17 protein-coding genes are annotated in these 19599 nt (G+C 64.2%); 9 read left to right on the top strand and 8 right to left on the bottom strand.

The window, feature by feature from the left end; genetic code table 11:
• Positions 1-30: 30 nt before the first annotated feature.
• The 3 genes from DH08_RS23205 to DH08_RS23195 all read right to left on the bottom strand — a co-directional run bounded on the left by DH08_RS23205 (position 31) and on the right by DH08_RS23195 (position 2216).
• A complete protein-coding gene (locus DH08_RS23205; protein ID WP_192181495.1) occupies positions 31-441 on the bottom strand; it encodes a heme-copper oxidase family protein in 411 nt (136 codons plus the stop codon).
• A 238-nt stretch (positions 442-679) separates the two neighbouring features.
• Positions 680-1588 (bottom strand): hypothetical protein, encoded by a 909-nt coding sequence (locus DH08_RS23200; RefSeq protein ID WP_192181494.1) that lies wholly within the window; start codon positions 1586-1588, stop codon positions 680-682.
• 391 nt (positions 1589-1979) lie between these two features.
• Positions 1980-2216, bottom strand: coding sequence for a hypothetical protein (locus DH08_RS23195; protein WP_192181493.1), 237 nt, complete (start codon positions 2214-2216; stop codon positions 1980-1982).
• A 285-nt stretch (positions 2217-2501) separates the two neighbouring features.
• On the opposite strand from DH08_RS23195, the gene dinB reads away from it, so the two are divergent.
• The gene (dinB, locus tag DH08_RS23190) at positions 2502-3764 is read left to right on the top strand and encodes a DNA polymerase IV (protein WP_192181492.1); all 1263 of its coding nucleotides are present in this window, start codon (positions 2502-2504) and stop codon (positions 3762-3764) included.
• A gap of 99 nt (positions 3765-3863) precedes the next feature.
• Positions 3864-4307: an SRPBCC family protein gene (locus tag DH08_RS23185; protein WP_192181491.1), complete on the top strand. Its 444-nt coding sequence runs from the start codon at positions 3864-3866 to the stop codon at positions 4305-4307.
• 181 nt (positions 4308-4488) lie between these two features.
• Here the strand turns inward: DH08_RS23185 and DH08_RS23180 are convergent, their stop codons facing one another.
• Positions 4489-5556, bottom strand: coding sequence for a glycosyltransferase family 2 protein (locus tag DH08_RS23180; RefSeq protein ID WP_192181490.1), 1068 nt, complete (start codon positions 5554-5556; stop codon positions 4489-4491).
• A 560-nt stretch (positions 5557-6116) separates the two neighbouring features.
• Between DH08_RS23180 and DH08_RS23175 the strand changes: the two genes are divergently transcribed.
• Positions 6117-7472, top strand: coding sequence for a sensor histidine kinase (locus tag DH08_RS23175; protein WP_428339026.1), 1356 nt, complete (start codon positions 6117-6119; stop codon positions 7470-7472).
• Positions 7469-8113: a LuxR C-terminal-related transcriptional regulator gene (locus tag DH08_RS23170; protein WP_192181488.1), complete on the top strand. Its 645-nt coding sequence runs from the start codon at positions 7469-7471 to the stop codon at positions 8111-8113. Before DH08_RS23175 ends, DH08_RS23170 begins: the two co-directional genes overlap by 4 nt.
• Positions 8114-8276: 163 nt before the next feature.
• On the opposite strand, the gene DH08_RS23165 is transcribed toward DH08_RS23170, so the two are convergent.
• The 3 genes from DH08_RS23165 to DH08_RS23155 all read right to left on the bottom strand — a co-directional run bounded on the left by DH08_RS23165 (position 8277) and on the right by DH08_RS23155 (position 11121).
• Complete coding sequence (locus DH08_RS23165) at positions 8277-8723, bottom strand: hypothetical protein (RefSeq protein WP_345892438.1); 447 nt, start codon at positions 8721-8723, stop codon at positions 8277-8279.
• 546 nt (positions 8724-9269) lie between these two features.
• Positions 9270-9749 (bottom strand): hypothetical protein, encoded by a 480-nt coding sequence (locus tag DH08_RS23160; RefSeq protein WP_192181487.1) that lies wholly within the window; start codon positions 9747-9749, stop codon positions 9270-9272.
• 484 nt (positions 9750-10233) lie between these two features.
• Positions 10234-11121 carry an EamA family transporter gene (locus tag DH08_RS23155; RefSeq protein WP_192181486.1) on the bottom strand — a complete coding sequence of 296 codons (888 nt, stop codon included), beginning with the start codon at positions 11119-11121 and terminating at the stop codon, positions 10234-10236.
• Positions 11122-11383: 262 nt separating this feature from the next.
• Here DH08_RS23155 and DH08_RS23150 point away from each other — a divergent pair, with 262 nt between their 5' ends.
• The 5 genes from DH08_RS23150 (at position 11384) to DH08_RS23130 (ending at position 17857) form a co-directional block, all read left to right on the top strand.
• On the top strand, positions 11384-12187 hold the full coding sequence (locus DH08_RS23150) for a trypsin-like serine peptidase (RefSeq protein ID WP_192181485.1): 804 nt from the start codon (positions 11384-11386) through the stop codon (positions 12185-12187).
• A gap of 543 nt (positions 12188-12730) precedes the next feature.
• A complete protein-coding gene (locus DH08_RS23145) occupies positions 12731-13909 on the top strand; it encodes an acyltransferase family protein (RefSeq protein ID WP_192181484.1) in 1179 nt (392 codons plus the stop codon).
• Positions 13906-15015, top strand: coding sequence for a glycosyltransferase family 2 protein (locus tag DH08_RS23140; protein ID WP_192181483.1), 1110 nt, complete (start codon positions 13906-13908; stop codon positions 15013-15015). The genes DH08_RS23145 and DH08_RS23140 overlap by 4 nt, the downstream gene beginning before the upstream one ends.
• Positions 15012-16055 carry a glycosyltransferase family 2 protein gene (locus DH08_RS23135; protein WP_192181482.1) on the top strand — a complete coding sequence of 348 codons (1044 nt, stop codon included), beginning with the start codon at positions 15012-15014 and terminating at the stop codon, positions 16053-16055. Before DH08_RS23140 ends, DH08_RS23135 begins: the two co-directional genes overlap by 4 nt.
• Positions 16055-17857 carry an ABC transporter ATP-binding protein gene (locus tag DH08_RS23130; protein ID WP_192181481.1) on the top strand — a complete coding sequence of 601 codons (1803 nt, stop codon included), beginning with the start codon at positions 16055-16057 and terminating at the stop codon, positions 17855-17857. The genes DH08_RS23135 and DH08_RS23130 overlap by 1 nt, the downstream gene beginning before the upstream one ends.
• A gap of 71 nt (positions 17858-17928) precedes the next feature.
• Here the strand turns inward: DH08_RS23130 and DH08_RS23125 are convergent, their stop codons facing one another.
• Positions 17929-19431 (bottom strand): coiled-coil domain-containing protein, encoded by a 1503-nt coding sequence (locus DH08_RS23125; RefSeq protein ID WP_192181480.1) that lies wholly within the window; start codon positions 19429-19431, stop codon positions 17929-17931.
• Positions 19432-19599: the final 168 nt, after the last annotated feature.

The following is a 19599-nucleotide window of genomic DNA, read 5'->3' as shown; positions in this document are numbered from 1 at the left end:
AGCCCACCCGGCAGCGCTGCATGACTCCGGTCAGCGAGGTGCCGACTTCAAGCCGGAGGCGGTGGGCACCGGTTCGGACGAGAAGACCACGAAGCCGAAGACGAGAACGGCAGCGGCGACGATCATGGAGCCGGTGGCAACGACCGGCTCGATCGCCGTGTTGCCCTTCGCCAGCATCAGGTAAAGCGCCGGCAGCATCACCACCAGGCCGAGCGTATAGAGGCCGAAGTGGATCATCGCGATGCGGCGCGCGGCCTTGGCCGGATTGAGCGCATAGTAGCCGCCGAATATCGCGGAGGTTACCCAGCCCAGAAGGTTGATGTGGGCGTGCGCCGGAAAGGCGGCGTGATCTTGCGAGATCGCCATATGCAGGCCGATGGCGATGCCCACGATGAGAAAAACGATGGCCGTTTTGAAGAAAAGTTCCGAAACCCTAGGCATGTTGTTTTCTCCCCAATGCCTTTTAAACCCCGACATTGCGAAGGTTACACGTGGGAGCGGAGATTTTCCATGCCGTACCTGGGGTTAGCAACGGGTTTTGCGCAGCGTTGTGGTGGCTCCCTGACGCCGACGGACAGGGGAGGCGATGGATCGCTGCAGAACCGATTGCAAACCTGGGCAACGGCAGGCGAAAAAATGCCGCCGGGGCGAACCCCGGCGGCATTGCCGTTCAGCCAAACTATTCCGCCGTGTCGGTCTCGGTCGGCTCGTCGACGGTCGAATCGGCAGCCGCGTCGTCCGCGTTCTCCGCTTCCAGCTTGGCGGCTATCTGGTCGACCTTTTCCGCGAGCACGCCCTTGGCCCATTCGGTGACCTCGGCGTCAACCGGCTTGTTGGCCATATCGGCGAGTGCCGCGTCGAGCGATGCGTCGTCGGTGCCGACAGCGGCTTCGTCAGCCTCCGCCTGGGCCGCGGCAGCCGCCGCCTCGGCATCCGTGACCGCGGTCTCCTGATCCGCGATCTGCGCTTCCAGATCCGCGATCTGTGCGTCCAGGGCCGCCTGCTCCTCGGGCGTTGCGGGCGTCTGTGCATTCGCCTCAACGAGCTGCGCGTTCAGGTCGTCCAGCTTCGCCTGAGCTTCGGCTGCCGCGGCGGCCGCCTCTTCAGCCGTGGCCTCGGCGAGCTTGGCGTTCGCGGATGCCATCACAAAAGCCTGAACAGCGGCGAATTTCTTGCTCTTGGAGTTCATGTAGGCGTTGATGTTGCGCTGCAGCGAGTTCAGCCGGCCGAGCTTGGCGTGGATGTTCTTCTCCTTGGGAGCGGCGGCGACGTCCACCTCATCCACGGAGACTTCCGTCGTGGCCTTCTTGCCCGACTTCGTCGACTTGGCCGATGCCGACTTGCCGTTCGTGCTCTTGCCTGACTTGCCGTTCGTGCTCTTGCCTGACTTGCCGTGCGTGCTCTTGCCGGAATTGCCCTGCGAACCGCTTTTGCCGGAGCCGCCATTGCCGCCGCCATTCCCGTTGCCGCCGCCATTGCCGTGGCCACCGCCATTCCCACCACCATTGCCACCGGCAGCGGCCAGTGCGGGAGACGCCAGAAGCGCGAATGCCGCAAGCGCGGCAAAGAGAGTCTTTCGGGATGTCATGAGTATTTTCCTCCGAGAATCGCCACCTCACCCAACCGTTAATGAGGGCAATATGAGAAATTGCTAATGCCGTCGGTAAACTTTAGATAAATGTGGTTTCAATGCGAGAGCGAAGCAGCTCGCCAGCGAACAATCCGAATCGAGAAACTGCCATAACCATTTGAACTTCTTAAACTATATGAAAGCCGGACAACCGGCTTGCGCCATTTGGACCGCATTAGGCCTATACGGGTCAGACCATGGTCCCAAACCGGCGACCAGCGGGTACGAAAACGGTCGCCGCGTCGTCGAATGAGAAGGCGCTCAGGCAGCGGAAGTCGATGACAGAGCGAGGGCGCTCCGACCGCCTGATACGGCAGTCAAATGAGCGGTGCCACCTCCTGGCGACGCACTATGGCGCCCGCAAAATGTCGGCGCCCGGCTGCTCGTCGAACAGCACCGCGCAACCGCGCTCAAGCGCCACCACCGACAGCGCATTGGCGACGGTCTCATCCGCCGAGACGAAATCCCCGGTCAGCACGCGCAATTCTTCCACGGCCCTCGCCATCGATACGAGCCGCCCGGCGGCACGGTCGGTGGTGCAGGCATCGACGACACAAACGAGATCGATGATTTCGAAGCGGTCCATCTCAGGTCTCCGCAAAACAGTCCCTTCGAGCCAATCAACGCCGTGGCGCGCGACAATGTTCCGGGGCGGATCATGGACCTTCGTCGATGGTGCGCTGCCCACTGACGGTGGGCAAAAAAACGAGATTCCGACTTGAATCCGCCCTTCATCGAAAGACATTTCCCCTGCCCTCGCCGACGGCTCAGAGGCAGCTTGACAAGAGACCCTATTTGTTCTCTTTTTGTTCGGCAAAAAATTCCTTAAAACAGGCATGGCTAATGCTGCAATGCCGTAGGGTGGAACGGGATGGAAACCAGCGCCACCATCCTGCATGCCGACCTCGACGCCTTCTATGCCTCGGTCGAGCAGTTGCTCGATCCATCGCTGCGCGGCAAACCGATCGCCGTCGGCGGCGGCGTGGTGCTGGCCGCATCCTATGAGGCTCGAGCGTTCGGCGTGCGCGGCGGCATGCCCGGACGCAAGGCCCGCGAACTCTGTCCGCAGCTGATCTTTGTCGGCGGCCATTTCGGCGACTACCAGCGACTCGGCGACGCCGCCATAAAAGTGCTCGACGATTTCACGCCGTTGGTCGAGCGCATCTCCATCGACGAGGCCTTCGCCGACGTTGCCGGCTGCACGCATCTGTTCGGACCACCGGCCGAGATCGCCGCCATTGTACGGCGCCGCGTGCGGGCCGAGCTCGGCCTGCCGATCTCGATCGGCGTGGCGCGCACCAAGCACCTGGCCAAGATCGCTTCGCAGGTGGCCAAGCCCGACGGGCTGGTGGTCGTCGATCCCGCAGGCGAGCTCGCCTTCCTGCACGATTTGCCGGTGTCCCTGATGTGGGGCGTCGGCCCGGCGACCAAGGCGCGGCTGGCGGAAATCGGCGTCGAGACCATCGGCCAGCTGGCCAAGACCCACAGTGGGGCGCTGGAACGGCTGATCGGGCCGGCCGCCGGGCAGAAGCTTGCCGCACTGGCCTGGAATCGCGACCCGCGCCGGCTCGAGACGCATCGGCGCGCGCATTCGGCGGGCGCGCATTCGGCGGGCGCGCAGTCGGCACTGGGCCGCAAGCCTGCCGTGGCGGATGTGTTCGTGCCAACCTTGCTGCATCTGGCCGACCGGGTGGCGAGCCGACTGAGGGCCAAGGACCGCCCCGGCCGCACGGTGACGGTGCGCGTGCGCTTCGCCGACCTGCGCGCGGTGAGCCGCTCGATCACGCTTGACCAAGCTATATCGGCGACGGCGATGCTGGCCGAGACCGCCGAGGAACTGGTGCGTGGCGTGCTCGCCGCCCATCCCGGCGAGAAGGTGATTTCGCTGCTGGCGATCTCGGTCTCGCATCTCGAGGAAAGTGCGGAACTGCAGCTGGAGCTACCGCTCGGACTTGCCGACGAGAGGCGCCGGCCGGGCAGCAAAAGGGGCCTGGCGCGCTTTGGCGCCGACCGCGCCGTCGACAAGATCCGGCAGCGCTTCGGCAAGCAGGCGGTCGGCTATGGCGCCGTGGCGCTGGAGGCGGCGCGTTCGGTGCCGGACGAGTTCCGCGAGCTGGCCGAGAAGGAACTGTGAAGCGGCGGTCGCGGTTTAAAAATGTTCGGCACGGGTGTCGGACCAGCCAAGACCCGTTCGTCCTTGGAACATAGACCGGCGATCATTAGGAGAAACGATATGCCCAGCACCGTACGCTTGCACCGCGTTCTGACAACCAGCCCGGAGAAGGTTTATCGCGCTTTCATCGAGGCGGACGCGCTGGCGAAATGGCTCCCGCCCAACGGTTTCACCTGCACGGTCCACCACCTGGAAGCAAAGGTCGGCGGTACGTTCAAAATGTCCTTCCGAAACTTCACGACGGGCAACAGCCACTCATTTGGCGGCGATTATGTCGAACTCGTTCCGGGTGAACGCCTCCGCTACACGGACACGTTCGATGATCCCAACCTGCCCGGCGAGATACAGGTGACGGTGATATTGAAGAAAGTCTCGGTCGGCACGGAGTTGGATATCACGCAGGCAGGCATACCGGACGCCATTCCGGCCGAGGCCTGTTATCTCGGCTGGCAGGAGTCGCTGCGAAACCTGGCAAGGCTCGTCGAACCCGAGATCAATCAATAGAGGCTGATGGCGAAAGATCCATGCGGCCCGAGACTGCCAATCTCCCCCCTCGAGGGGTCCGGTAGGACAGAGGGGGCGCGAAGGATCGCGTCTGCCGGACCGGCCCCTTCGCTGTCGCTCCGGGCGATCGTTGTTCGCAAGGCCAGGCAATTGGCTTTGCGTCCGCTGCGCGGACCACGCCTCACCCCATCGCCTGGCGGATGGATTTGGAAAATCGGGCCAGGAAGGCCGGCCTCGATGAGGCGTCGAGCTTCCACGACAGCACCGCCGTCGCCATTTTGCGCGGCAGCATGCCGACGGACAGAAACCAGGCGGCAAGGATGGCTCGCCGCCTGAGCGACACCGTCAATTGGAGGCTGGCGACGGCGCCGGCCGCACCCAGGACCAGCCTGGAATCATTGACCACCGGGTGCCGACGCCTGTCGGCGCAGAGCGAGGCCAGCCGTTCTTCGAGGTGAACGGGATCGTGCAGGAAGGTTTTCGACGGCTCCACGGTCAGGCCGACACTGGAGACCTGGTCGGAAAGCGCCTCCAGGCGGTGGAAATCGTGCGTCACCCGCCAGCGCGCCCGCTCGGCGAGCTTTTCGCCGAAGACGGAATGGTTGGCGCCGTGGATGCGGTAGGCGCCGACGCACTCGTCGATCGACTGAACATGACCATAAAGCGGCGCCAGCGTCGCAAGATAGCCATCGGCGCCCTGGCGGAAATCCGCTTCGGGGATCGGCATGATGGTTTCCAGCGTCGTGCGGTCGAAGGCCAGCCCGCTTGTCACCGTCGTCTGGTAGCGCCCCTTGTGCAGGAGCTTCGGCATGACATCGCCGTCATCGAACGGCAGTTCCGGCGGCGGGAAGACATCCTTGATGCGCTGCCGTTCGTCGACGATGTGGAGCCTCGATTGGACCTGGGCGGTTGCCGAATCCCAAGTGTCGACGATCCTGGAGATGGCGTCCGGATAGAGATAGTCGTCGGCGTCGAGAAACAGCACGATCTTGCCCGAGCTTGCCGCAAAGCCGGTGTTGAAGGCGGCGGCATGCCCGCCGTTCTTCGGCCTGAGACAAGCGCGGATCCTGTCGCCATAAGACTTTATGATCGCCGCCGAGCCGTCGCTCGACCGATCGTCGACGACGATGACCTCGACGTCCGCGTGGTCCTGGCCGAGCGCGCTGTCGACGGCGCGTTTCAGGAAGCGCGCGTAATTGTAGTTCGGAATGATGATGGAAACCGGAATCCGGCTCGGAACGGGATGCATCGCGTTTGACCTCGCATCTTTGCTTTGGTTTCAGCGGAACCCGTCTCCTAAAGTCCCGCGGGTCTCTCAGGAAAAGCCTGCGCTTCCTTCAGAGAAAAAGCGCGCCTTCCCCGGGAAGACGAGTTGGGTCTTCCGTTGCGACATCAGCTGAGCGGCCGCTTTTTGCCTTCGTGTATCCACGCGGCGCCGGGATCGAACCGGCGGCGGCAAGGTGCGGGAGTTCCCGGTCGCGGATGATGCCGCGGCCGGGCCGACGGAGCGGCGCTTCGTCAATTTGGTGTCGAAGCGACCGCCCGTCGCCTTGAAGGCACAACCGATAGTGACCTCGAAACGTGGCCGGCACAACCCCCGCGCCAAGGATCCGCTCCCGCCGCGGCGGCGTTGCCGTGCTTCAAGGCTCCGAAACCCGCAGAAAATCCGCCCGACGGAAGAATCCTGCATACACAGCACGAAGGTCGATGTCGCAAATGCCGCGCTCACTCTATAATCTTCGCCGACAGGGGGAGATTGCGCGATTGCCTGGGACCTTCTTGGGGGATTATTTACAGTACTGGCGCAAGTTGTCGCTGGCCTTGCAGTTCTTCATCGCGGGCGGCATCGGGCTGCTGCTGGTGATGCTGGTGGTTGGCCTGTGGGTGACCTCGCAGATCCGGGAAGGCGTGATGCGAAATTCCGCCGCAACCACGGCACTCTATGTCGACAGCGTGATTGCGCCGCTGTTGCCCGACATGCGCACCAGCCGCGAGCTCAGCGACACGGTCAAGCGGGCGCTGGACGAGACGCTCGGCCAGGGCGCACTCGGCAAGAGGCTGGTCTCGTTCAAGCTGTGGCGGCGCGACGGCATGGTCCTCTATGCCAAGGACACTGCGTTGATCGGCAAGCGGTTCGAACCGAACGCCAATCTGGTCGCCGCCTTTGGCGGCAATGTCGTTGCCGAGTACAATGACCTCGACGACGACCCCGAAAGCCACGAGGAGCAGGCAGTGAACGCGCCGCTGTTCGAAATCTACAATCCGGTGCGCGAACCCTGGTCGGGCGAAGTGGTCGCGGTTTCGGAGTTCTACGAGATCGCCGACGAATTCCAGGCGACGCTGAACGCCGCCCTGTGGTCGAGCTGGCTGGTGGTGGCCGGCGCCACTGCGACGGCACTGGCGCTGTTGTCCGGCATCGTCTTTCGCGGCAGTCACACCATCCAGACCCAGCGCGCCGCGCTCGAGGCCAAGGTCTCCGAACTGCAGGCGGCCTTGTCGCAGAACTCGTCGCTGCGCCAACGCGTGCAGCGTGCCTCGCGCCGCGCCACTGCAATCAACGAACGCTATCTCAGGCGCATCGGCGCCGACCTGCATGACGGGCCGGCGCAGCTCGTCGCGCTGGCGGCTCTGCGGATGGACAGCCCCATTCTGCTTGACTCCGGCTCGTCCAGCGAGCAGCGCGAAGCCGAGATCGCCGGCATCCACAAGACGCTTGGCGAGGCGATGCGCGAGATACGCGGCATCTGCAACGGCCTGGTGCTGCCGCAGATCGAGACGCAGGCCGTGATCGACATCCTGCGGCTTGCGGTGAGCGAGCACGAACGACGGACCTCGAGCTCGGTGGCGCTGACGCTTCCGGCCCGCTTGCCGGAACTCGGCACTTCCGAGAAGATCAGCATCTACCGTTTCGTCCAGGAAGGGCTGAACAATGCCTGGCGGCATGGAAAAGGCAGGAACCAGGCGGTGAAAGCCGGGGTGAAAAGTGGCAGGCTGATTGTTGAAGTGATGGACGGCGGCCCCGGCTTCGAGCCCGGCAGGAGCGAAGGCCTCGGGCTTGCCGGCCTCAGGGAGCGCATCGAGAGCATCGGCGGGCAGTTCGAAACCCTGTCCGGCCCGCAAGGTACACGATTGGTGATTTCACTCTCAGTCGAGGAGCAGCCGTGACCGGCATCATCCGCATTGCCATTGTCGACGACCATCCGCTGTTTCGCGAGGGCGTGGCGCGCAGCCTCGGCGAGATCGGCGGCTTCGAGCTGGTCGGGGAAGGCGCCAGTGCCGAGGACGCCGAAAGGCTGGCCCACACGATCGCGCCCGACATATTGCTGCTCGACATCAGCATGCCCGGCGGCGGGCTCAACGCTGCGGCCAGCATCCTGTCCGGGCACCCCGGCCAGAAGATCGTCATGCTGACCGTGTCGGAAACCAATGCCGACGTTGCCCAGGCGCTCAATGCCGGCGTGCGCGGCTATGTGCTGAAGGGTGTCGGTTCGAAGACGCTGGCCGAGATCCTCGGCGACGTCGCGGCCGGCCAGAGCTATGTATCGCCGACGCTGTCGGCCAAGCTTCTGTCGAACCTATTGCAGCCGGCGAACCGCAAGCCCGACCCGCTCAGCCAGCTCACCAGCCGCGAGGCCGAGATCCTGCGGCTGGTGGCGGAAGGCTTGAGCAACAAGGAGGTCGCGGCCCGGCTGTCGCTGCAGGAAAAGACCGTCAAGCACCACATGACCAGGGTGCTGGCCAAGCTCAACGTGCGCAACCGCACGGAGGCGGCGCTGCTGATGCATGAGGCGAAGGAAAGGGAATAGGGGATAGCGAAGGTTTGGATATGAGCCGCTGAGCGGGCTGCCGCAACCAATCCATACTGCCTACTGCCTAATTCCCCTACTCCCTCCCAAAACATGTCACCCCCGCCCCCGGGGGCGGGGACGGGGGTGAAGTGAGAAACAGGGAGGGGGTAGTTCCCTGCCCTCACAAGGCCTGCAGGCGCGCCACATCCTCTGGCGTCGCCTCGCGTTCGATGATGGTGCGGCCGAGCGCATCCTGCATTTTGAAGCGGCCGTTCTCGATCTCCTCCTGCATGCCGTCGGGATGTGTGACCGTGATCTTGTCGCCGTCAACCTCGACCTTGTCGCCGGTCGCCGCATTGACGTGGGTGCCATGGTTGCCCTGGTTGCCCTTGGCTTTGCCGGAGTTGCCCTGGCCGGCGTTTCCGGAGCCAGGATTGGCGCCGCCGCCAGCCGAGGATGAATTGCCACCGCCGTTGCCATTGCCGCCGTTGCCATTGCCATTGCCGCCGCCATGACCGCCACTGTTCCCGCCGGCGGCGTAGGCCATCGAGGGAGCGATGTCGGCGGCGCCGTAGAGCTTGACGGGGGATGGCGCGAGCGTAAGCGCCAATGCCGATGGGGTCAGCAAGGCGAGCCATCCCAGGCGGATCAACGAAAGTCTACACATCCTCCCCCCGTGTCGGCCCTATGGCGGTCTGGCCGAAACCGGCATGATCGAGAGGAGCATCCATGCATCGACGCGCGCGCGAAAGCGGCCCACGACCCTTGCCTTGCCGATTCGGACTTTTTTGCCGCCGGTGCCGGACTTATGTCGCAACGTCGTCGCCAGGCCTGACGTTGATCGGCACTAGGCACAGGATGAAAACAACGCAAACGAGGCCGGTTACAGGGCGTTAACCAACCCTCTTGGAAAACTGACGGCAATTCTTTAAGATTGAAGCGCGCGAAAAAGCCGGACAGTTGCAACGAACCGCGATGCGCCAAGAGTTTCGTTTGCAGAAATGCAAGCCGGAGCCCAAAAAAATACCCCCGCCAAAGGCGGGGGCAAGGTGAGTAGCGGGAGTTCCGTCATACGATGATCAAGAACCGAAGAGACGAAGCAAAAGGTGGCAACCTGATTTTGCAGCGCTGACCTACGGTCCCGAAAAGATCACTTCCAGATAGAACCTCACTCTCACAAACTCTTCAAACGCGCCATATCGGCCGCGGTTGCCGCTCTGTCGACGATGGTGCGCCCAAGCGCATCCTCCATCCTGAAGCGGCCGTTTTCGATCTCTTCCTTCATCCCGTTTGGATGAGTAACCTTGATGCTCTTGCCGTTGACCTCGACCTTGTCGCCAGTCACGGTATTCACATGATCGACAGTGGCGGAGGCCTTGCTCGCGCTGTTGCCCTTACCGTTGCCACCGCTATTGCTGTTTCCGCTGTTCCCGTTCCCGTTGTTGCCGCCGCTGTTTCCGTTGCCGTTACCGCCGCTATTGCCGCCGCCGTTCCCGTTTCCGTTCCCGCCATTCCCATTGCCGTTGCCGCCCTTGCCGGCATAGGCCTTGGTGGCGACTGGGCCGTCGGTCGAGAGGTGAAAGGGCGCGATAACCAGCGCAAACGCCGTAAGCGCTCGCAAGACACACGTGCTGCCCATGCGCGGTTCGCGCATCCCACTCTCCCCATGCCGGTCACCCGGCCCCGACTCCAAGCCGAAAACCCCAACGGCATTGTCGAAGTGAAATCATTCACAAATCGCAGCGCCTTGCGGAAGTGGCCCACGACCCTTGTCTTGTCGATTCAGACTTTTGCGGAAACAGATTCAGACTTAAGTCCCAATTCAACCTCCGGATGTGGTCCTGCATGCGGGCACGCGCGGCCTGGAATGGCCAGAAATGGCTTAGCCGGCTAGGCATGACCGGGGCCGACCAGGCATGACAGAGGCACGGCCTTGAGCCGACCAGGCACGGCTAAAAAGACCGGCTCCTGCCGATGCTGGCGACGCTGCGAGCATGGGCAGCAAGCAACGCGACACCGGCAGCGAGCTGGCCAGAACGTCGAGGAGCTCTCGACGGGCGCAGAAGCGGCGCTGGAGGTCACGAAGGCAAGGCTGCGCGCCGAGCATATCGAAGCGGCACAACGCCAGACGCGAAGGCCTATTGGGGCGACGGCACCGGCGGCTTTGACGTGACGGCGGCGCCAAAGGCAGCGGCGATGACCGCCGCAATGCCCAGGCACTGCAGCGCCGTCAGGTTCTCGCGCAGGAACAGGAAGCCCATCAGCGCGCCCAGCGCCGGTTCCAGACAGGTGAGCGTGCCATAGACCCTGGCAGGCATCCTGGTCAGCGCCACCATCTCCAGCCAGAACGGCAGCGCGCTGGAGAGCAGGCCGACAATTGCGGCGCTCAACAGAATCGACGGATTGCCCAGCGCTGGCGCCGCGCCGGCAAGCCCGAAGGGCAGCGACAGCACCGCGGCGATCGCCATGCCATAGGCGACGGTGCGCCCGCCGAGCTCGGCGCCGGCCTTCTGCGCAAAGACGATGTAGAGCGCCCAGCAGCCACCGGCGGTCAGCGCCAGCATCACGCCCACGGGATCGAGCGCCTGGCGCATATCGGCAAAAGGCGACAACAGCACGATGCCGGCCACCGCCAACGCCACCCAGACAAAATCCATTGCGCGCCGTGACGAGAGCGTGGCGACCAGCAGCGGGCCGGTGAATTCGAGCGCCACGCAAATGCCCAGCGGAATCCTGGTGAGCGCGGCATAGAAGAGAAGGTTCATGACGCAGAGCGTCACCCCGTAAGCGGCGAGCCACGGCCAGACGGCGCGCGATGGCCTGACCCGCCAGGGCCTGAGCACGGCCGTCAGCATGAGCGCGCCGGCGACAAGCCTGAGCATCGTCGTGCCCTCGGCTCCGACCAGCGGAAACAGCCCCTTGGCGAAGGCGGCGCCGATCTGCACCGACATCATGGCGCCGAGCAGCGCCACAAGGGGGATAGCGCCGGCTTCAGCCGCAGACTTTGCAATCGGCGTCGACGTCACCTTGCTTCGTTCCTCCCCTGCCGCTTGGATCGCGCGCCGGCGTACCAAGGCATGGCTGGAGATAGGGCTCGCCATCCCTCCTGTCGTGAGGCACGGCAGGACGGTTGATGGGGCAAGGCGCAGAATGAAGCCATTGCGCTGAGGGCCGCTGCAACAGCGGCACCCGCACCTCGGATGTAGCAGGCTGGTCCACACATGGCGCTTGCCGGGCTGCTTGCCTGAAACTAGGCTACGGCCCACGGGCGATAGCGGGGGGATAAGGATGCGGATCGCGCTGGGATTTCTCATTTTCGCCGCGGCTTCGTCAGCAGCGATGGCCGGCGCGATCGGGGCCGACAAGCGGCTTGCGATCGCCGACTACGCAAAGCAGCACAAGATGGACACGCTTGCGGCGCGCAAACTGTTCGGCGCCAGCGGCCGCATCATGTGCCCCTTCAATGCGGCGAGCGCGTTCCTGGCCTACAAAAGCGACATCGTGCTCAGCGCCCGGCATGTCGTGCTTCCAGAACCAAGCATGAAATCCTACGCAGGCGCCTCGCGCCCGAGCCACTGCAGTTTCGAACTAAGCACCGACGGCGTGAAATCGACCTGGTATGAGGTCGATGTGAAGACCATCGTGTACCCGGAAGACAAAGAGCGGTCCTTCACCGACCGCTTCGACTGGATCGTCATGAAGCTGGTCAAGCCGATTCCCGATGTAACGCCCTACGGTCTTGCCGACGCGCCAGCGGCTGCGGACGAAGACGTGACCATGGTCACGCTCCGTCAGGACGACCTTCCGCATGACGACTGGAACGAGAGGATCGTCGAGGACTGCAAGGTCAAGAAGGTGATCGATATCGATACGGTCGCCGGCAGCGGGCTGAAGCTGGACTGCTCCGCCGCCCCTGGCGCTTCCGGTGGAGCGCTGGTCAGGCAAGGGGCCAGCGGGCTGGAGGTGGTCGGCGTGCAATCCTCGATCACCCGCTCGTGCCGGAAATTCAGCGCGCGCTCCTGCTACTCCTTCGCCGTTGGCCTCTCGGAAGACGTCAGGAAGGCCATCCGAACACTTGCCGGCGAGCCATAATCACCGGCCCTGACTTGCGGATGCCGCCCGGAGCCGGTTGCACCCAACCTGTCCAGGACTTGCACCGATCAGCCCATGCTGCATCGCGCAAGAACTGACAGCTCCAACCAATTTTCCATTTTTGAAGATCCAATACCATATAACTTAAGTATACTTTCAATATTTAACGCAGAATTGAAAAAGAACTAAACCTCTTTCCCGAACTTATGTCAAAACACACAAGTAAAACTGATTGCAGACACGTATGCAACTTATGCGTTAGCGTAGAATGCGGGCAAACACTCGCCAGCGGCGGAAAATCCTGCAGGATTTGTCGGTTTTTAGCATCCGATCACACAAATGTGTCAGCGAATGTAAAATTCTTGTGTTGCGCTGCACCATCGGTTGATCGCACCCTCTCCTGGGGGATTCATTTAGCGACTGGACGTGCGTCGTGGAGGATTCCGCCAGGTTGACCAGCTTCAGGCTTCTGCTGGCCAACTGTGATTTCGAGCCCGTCTCGTGCGCAAGGCACCGGTTTGACAGTGCCGGCGGGCGCGGCTGATGCAAAGCGTACGCGACACGCAGTTGGACGCGCTCAGGGCCATTGCCGTGACGATGGTGCTGTACTCGCATTTCTTCGCCGCGGGCGGCTCCTCCTTCCTTGGCCATCTCGGCGTGCGGCTGTTCTTCGTGCTCTCCGGCTTCCTGATCACGCGGCTGCTGCTGGAAGCCCGCGCGCCCGCCGAGTTCGAAGCCGGACCGGCGCTGCGTTCCTTCTACATCAGGCGGGCGCTGAGAATATTCCCGCCCTATTTCGCCGTGCTCGGCCTCGTCTGGCTGACCGATCTCGAACAGTCGCGTGGGTCGCTTCTGTGGCACGCGCTCTATCTCTCCAATTTCTGGTACGCGCTGCGCAACGAGTGGACGCCCTGGCTGCTCTGCCATTTCTGGAGCCTGAGCATCGAGGAGCAGTTTTATATCGCCTGGCCGCTGATCGTGCTTCTGGCGCCGCGCCGGCGCATCGAGGCGATCACCATCGGCGTCATCGCGCTCTCGCTGGCTTACCGCTTCTACTGGCCGGTGACCGCCAACACGGCGCTCGCCCGCGACCTGCTGCCGCCCGCCTCGATGGACGCACTGGCTTGCGGCGCGCTGCTCGCCATGCGCGCTGGCAGAGGCGCTGCCCTGCCGCAATGGATGCAGCGCGGCTGGCCGGCCTTCGCGGCCGCGTTCCTGGCGATCCAGTGGTTTATCCCGGCGCCGGCAGAGCCCATGCTGGAATGGGCCCATTGGCTGCTGCTGCAGGTGCTGCCGCTGGCCCCGCTGGTGGCCATTGTCGCCGCCTGTTCGTCCGGGTTTGGCGGCATCCTCGGCAAGCTTGCCGAACTGCCGCCGCTGCTTGCCCTCGGCCGCATCAGCTACGGCGTCTATCTCTATCACCCGATCCTTCTGGCCTATGCCGTCAAGGCGCAGCCCTGGATCCCGCTCAACGTCTCCGAGCAAGGGCCGGGGCGGTTCCTCGTCGCGGGCACCGCCACGATCGTCGTGGCGGCGATCTCGTGGCAGGTTTTCGAAAAGCCGCTCAACGGCCTCAAGCGGCATTTTCCCTATGTCGCCCGCCGTGCTTTCCAAGAGCGCGCAAGCAAGGCCGGCTGGTTCGGCAGGCCGGCCTATCCCACCGGATCGCCCGACGGCCGCGAGCCGCCGCGCAATCTCCGGCGAACGGGTGCCGGCCAATGACCGGCGCCCCGCTCGTTTCCGTTCTGCTGCCGGTTTACAATGCCGGGCCTTATCTCGCTGCTGCGATCGGCTCGATCCTGCGGCAGAACTACGATCGCCTGGAGGTCATCGCCATCGATGACGGATCGACCGACAACTCGCTCGATATCCTCGAGCGGCACCGCCGGGCCGACAACCGCGTCTCGATCGTCTCGCGCGAAAACCGCGGCCTCGTCGCCACCCTGAACGAGGGCCTGGCCACTGCCCAGGGCGAACTGGTCGCCAGGATGGACGCCGATGACATCGCTTATCCCTGGCGCCTGTCGCGCCAGGTGGCGCTGTTCGACCGGCGGCCCGAGCTCGGCTTCTGCGGCGCCGGCATCGATACCTTGTTGCGCGGCCGTATCGCCAAGGGCAGGCCTGATCCGGTGTTCCAGTTCCGCCTGCCGATATTGTCGATGTTCTTCACCGTCTTCATGCACCCGACGGTGGTCTACAACAGGAAGGTCATCGACGAGGGCAGTCTCCACTACGATCCCGAATACAGGCACGCCGAGGATTTCGATCTCTTCGGGCGGCTTGCCCGCCGTTTCCCGGCGGCGATGATGCCGGAAAACCTGCTCGTCTACCGCATCCACCCTGGAAGCGTGACCAGCCGGCATACCGGGGACATGCGCAGGACGCATTTGCGGATCGTGGCCGAGAACCTGGAGCGCGAGGGACTGGCGGACCGCACCGAGGATCTGCGGGCCATCGGCGATGCCGCCTCGTTCGACACGGTCGCCCGCGCCGCGCAATTCATCGTTGCGCTGGAAGAGCGGATTTCCGCGCTGCCCGATGACATCAGGCCGAGCTTCGCGGCCGGCGCGCTCAACCTGTTCTATTTCCTCTACCAGCTCGTCGGCGACGAAAGGGAGCCTGCACTGACGCATGAATTGCTGACGCGGACCGCGAAGTGGAACGTCATTCGCCGCCGCGAACAATACGCGCTGCGCCCCGGACCCTGGGCGCCGTGGCTCAGTCTTGCCTCCATAGCGGCAGGAAAGCAGGCGGATGCGATGGCGCATTATTTCAAGACCAGGCCGGCCCAGGCGGTGCTTGCGCCTTATCAGCGGGGGTCGGCATGAACGACCAGCCGCATCCGCTCTTGCGACGCGATCGCCCGGCGCCCTCGCCCGTCCATCCCCGGCGGGGCCAGAAGCCGGCGTTCGAGGTCAGCTTCATCATCTGCACGCGCGACCGACTGGCCGTGCTCGAAGCCTGCATCAAGTCGGTCCAGGCCGCCTGCCGGGCGCATCCCGCCTTTGCCGCCGAGATGGTCGTGGTCGACAATGGCTCGATCGACCGTACGGCGGAACGCCTTGCCTGCCTGGCCGAGACCTCGGACATTCCGCTGACCGCCGTTTCGGAGCCGCGGCCCGGACTGGCGGCGGCCCGCAATGCCGGACTGGCGCGGGCGCGGGGGCGCATTCTGGTGTTCGTCGACGATGATTGCGCGGTCGATCGCGACTATTTGCGCGACCTGATGCGGCATAATGCGAGCGGCGAGAAATGGCTGGTGCGCGGCGGCCGCGTCGAACTCGGCGACGCCAGGGACCTGCCCTTCACCATCAAGCGCTGTGAACAGCGCGAGCGGCTGACGCCTGCCGTCCACCCGGGCGGCTTCGTGCTTGGCTGCAACATGACCATGCACCGCGACGTCGCGGCCCGCATCGGGCCGTTCGACGAACGTTTTGGCGCCGGTGGCCCGCTGCGTTCGGCGGAGGATACGGACTACCTTGTGCGCGCAATGCTCAAGGGCATTCCCGTCGAATACGTGCCCGACATGACGATCTTCCACCATCATGGCCGGCGCGATCGCAAGTCGATCGACAGGCTGCACCGCGATTATAGCCTCGGCAATGGCGCGCTGTGCCTGAAGCATGTGCGGCGCGCGCCCTGGCTGCTGCGCCATTTCTACTGGGCCGCGCGGTCGGCCATGCGCGAGCTTGCCGGCGGCCCGCGCTTCGACCACGATCTCGGCCTGTCGCACTGGCCCGTCGTCGTCATGAACCTTGCAGGTGCCACCAGATTTGCGCTGCTTTTGATTGTCGGATGGCGCAGGCAGCCACGGCTGCAACCGGATCGGCAGGCCAATGAAGCCGGCGCGGAGGCCAGAGCACGATAATGACGCTGATGCCGCCAGCCCTGCCGATGCTGCGCCGCGCGCTTGGCGGCGGGTTGCTGCGGCTTGTTCCCGCCGTGGTGGTGCTTGGTCTGGCGGGTGCGGCGCTTGAAGGCCTCGGCATCGGCCTGATCATTCCGCTGCTCGGCATCATCATGGGGCATGGCGACACAGCCGGCATGGCCGGCTTCTCCGCCCTCCTCCAGCAGATTGGAGCGAACCTCGGCGAGCGCGAGCGGCTGATCGCCATCTCGGCCGCGATCCTCGGCTCGATCGTGCTGAAAAACGTCCTTGCCTTCGCCAACACGTTGCTCACCGCGCATATTTACGGCAAGGCAAGCTATGCCATCCGCAGCGCGCTGTCGGAGCGGCTGCTGAGGGTCGGCTACCCGTTCTTCCTGCAGCAGAGCCCCGGACGGCTGCTCAACATCATCTCGAACGAATCCTGGCGAGCCTCGGACGCAATCCAGGCGCTGCTCGGCGCGATCGTCAGTGCCTCGGCTGCAATCATCCTGCTCGCCTTCCTGCTGCTCTTGTCCTGGCAGATGACGCTGCTGGTGACGCTCGGGCTGGCGCTGGTGCAGCTGGCGCATGCCCTGCTGTCGGCCAAGCTGAAGGCGCCGAGCCGCGGCGTCGCCGCGCGCAACAGCGCGCTTGCCTCGCAAATGCTGCATCTGGTGCATGCCGGGCGCCTGATCCGCATCTTCGGCCAGGAGGACCGCGAGAAGGCGGTGTTCGACAGAGCGTCCGACGGTGTGCGGCGCGCCGCCTTCGTGCTCTCGACCCGTCAGGGCGTCTTGCCGCCGCTGACCGAGGTTCTGCACGCCATGCTGTTCCTGATGGTGGTGATCGGCGCGTGGCTCGCCAATGTCAGCTTCCCGCTGACCGCCGCCTTCCTGATCCTGCTCTACCGGCTGCAGCCGCATATGCGCGCCTTGCAGATGTCGTGGAGCCAGTTGCAAGGCCTCTCCGGCTCGCTGGAAGAGGTGCAATGGCTGCTCGACCCCGCAGGCAAGCCGGCGGCGCCGCAAGGCAACCGTCCGTTCGACGGCCTGCGCCAGGCGATCAGCTTCGACGATGTCAGCTTCACCTATGCGGGCGCAGCCTCGACGCCCGGTCCGGATGCGCGCGGGGCGGTGCTGCACCAGGCCACGTTCAGCGTTCGCAGCGGCCGCTCGACGGCGTTGATCGGCCGTTCGGGTGCCGGCAAGACGACGATCGTCAACCTGCTCTGCCGCTTCGTCGAGCCGGACGGCGGCAGCATCCTTGTCGACGGGACGCCACTTGGCGAGATCGACCCAGGCCAATGGCGCAAGAACATCGCCTTAGCCAGCCAGGAGCTGGAACTGGTGGACGGCACGATCCTCGACAACATCGTCTACGGCCACGACACGGCCTCGGCCGGCGACGCCGAGCGCGCCGCCAGGCTGGCCGAGGCACATGAATTCATCGAGCATTTGCCGCAGGGCTACAAGACGCTGGTCGGCTATCGGGGCGTCAACCTGTCGGCCGGGCAAAGGCAGCGCATCGCCCTGGCGCGCGCGCTGGTGCGCGATCCCGACATACTGATCCTCGACGAAGCCACCAATGCCGTGGACGGTCTGTCGGAAGCGGCCATCGTCGAGACGCTGAAGTCGCGTGCCGGCCGCCGCACCACCATCGTCATCAGCCACCACCACAGTACCATCTCGTTCTGCGACGACGTCGTCATCCTGAGCCGCGGCCGGGTGAAGAAGCAGGCGCCCTTCGCGGCATTGGCAAAGCTCAGCATGGACGAGCTTTACCAGCATGAAGCGGGGGAGTGAGGGGGCGAAGCGCTGAACAGCCAATCTCCCCCATCGTGGGGGAGATTACGCACTCCGCCGCATTCGCCTGCTTACGAAGTCGCGCGCAAATTGCGGTGGGCGCGCCGCCGGTGCGTGGCACGCGCCTTTTCGGCGACCACGCCCTTGATCTCGACCACCACCGCGTCGTCGCGCGGCCTGGCGCTGGCCGCGTCGTCGCGCGCCCTGGCCTCGGTGACCCGATGCAGCCGCTCATAGGGCAACAGCTCCTGGATGCGGGCATTGAGCGACGCGATCTCGGCGCGCAGGTCCTCGCATTCCTGCTTCTGGATATCGAGCTGTATCTGCTCGGACGCCTGCTGCAGCGTCAGCTGCGAAAGGTCCGCGCTCACGGTCGAAAGGTTTATCTTGTCGTTTTCGCTCTCGTTCATGAGGGCAGACAGTCGTTCATCGGCGATCTGCTTTTCGGCCATGGCGTCGCTCAGTTCCGTCTTGAGCCTGGCGACCTCGCCGGCGGCCTCGCCGTTCTCGGTCGCGGCAAGCTCCAGCCGTGACTGGAGGCCCTGGATCTCGGCACGCAGGCCGCTCATCTCGGCCTGGGCACGCTCCTGCTCGGCCTGCCTGTCGGCTTCCACAAGACGGGCCGCTTCGGTCATTTCCGACAGCTTCGCCTGCGCCATCTCGAGCCCGGTCTGCAGCCGCATTTCCTCTTTCTCGCTTTTGACGAGCGCGGCCACGAGGTCAGCGATCCGCGCCGCTTCGCTGCGATGCGTGGTCAACAGCTCGTCCAGCCTGTGGCGCGCCTCGGCTTCGCGCTTCTGCGCCCTGTCGAGATCGATCGACAGGTTGACCTGCTTTTCCCGCAAGGTCTTGATCTCGCGCGAGCGCCGGTTGGCCTCGACCGTCCTGTCGGAAAGCGACTTGACGGCATCGCCGAACTCCGCCTCGCGCCTGGCGCTCGCATTGGCCGCCTCGACGAGTTCCAGCCTTGCCGCGGCCAGGGCGGTGCGAAGCGACTCGCGCTCCTGGACCAGGCTTGTCTCGCGTTGCTGCAGCACCTCGACGGCGCTTTCGCGCTCGCGCTGCTTCTTGACCGCATCGTGCAGCTGCTGCGAGAGCGCGCGTTGTTCCGCGGCCAGGCCGGTATTTACAAGTTCAAGCTCGTTGGCGCGAAGGATGTCGCCGTGCAGGATGGTGAGGAATTCGCGCGTCAAATGGTGCGAGGTGCCGATCTCCGACAGTTTCGCGGTGATCTCCTCCAAATAGTCCTGCGCTTCGTGGAACAGCCCATCGACGGCGCCCAATGCGGCCAGCCGGGTTTGCGTGTGGGACGTCAGCCGTTGCACGGGCTGTCCTGTCCTGTCCTCGGGCGGCGGCTCGGCCTCGGCCACCTCGCCCTTGGTCACCTCGTCCTTGGTCACCTCGTCCTTGGCGCCCTCGATTTGCAGACTGTCGCCCTTTGCCCGGCGATCATCATCCGGATCGTTCTCCAGCGACTCGAGAGACTCATTGATGGCTTCCGCCAGATCCGTCTGCAGCTCCTGGAATACCTTGTCTACATCTTCAGCACGCTTGATCAGGCTCTTGAGGTTCATGTCATACACCTCTTACTCTGCCGCTTACGCAAACCCCTCGTACTTAATGAATTGCTAATGTTTCTCCTTTTACATCCTATGCTTTCGTAGGGGAAGCCCCTGCCGGCTTGTAGGTAATTTGGGGACATTTGGGGGTAGATGCCGCGCGAGGCAATTTAGCCGCGGCCT

The organism is Mesorhizobium amorphae (assembly GCF_014843845.1).
GTDB lineage: Bacteria > Pseudomonadota > Alphaproteobacteria > Rhizobiales > Rhizobiaceae > Mesorhizobium > Mesorhizobium amorphae_A.
This window is presented reverse-complemented; position numbering and strand designations above follow the sequence as displayed.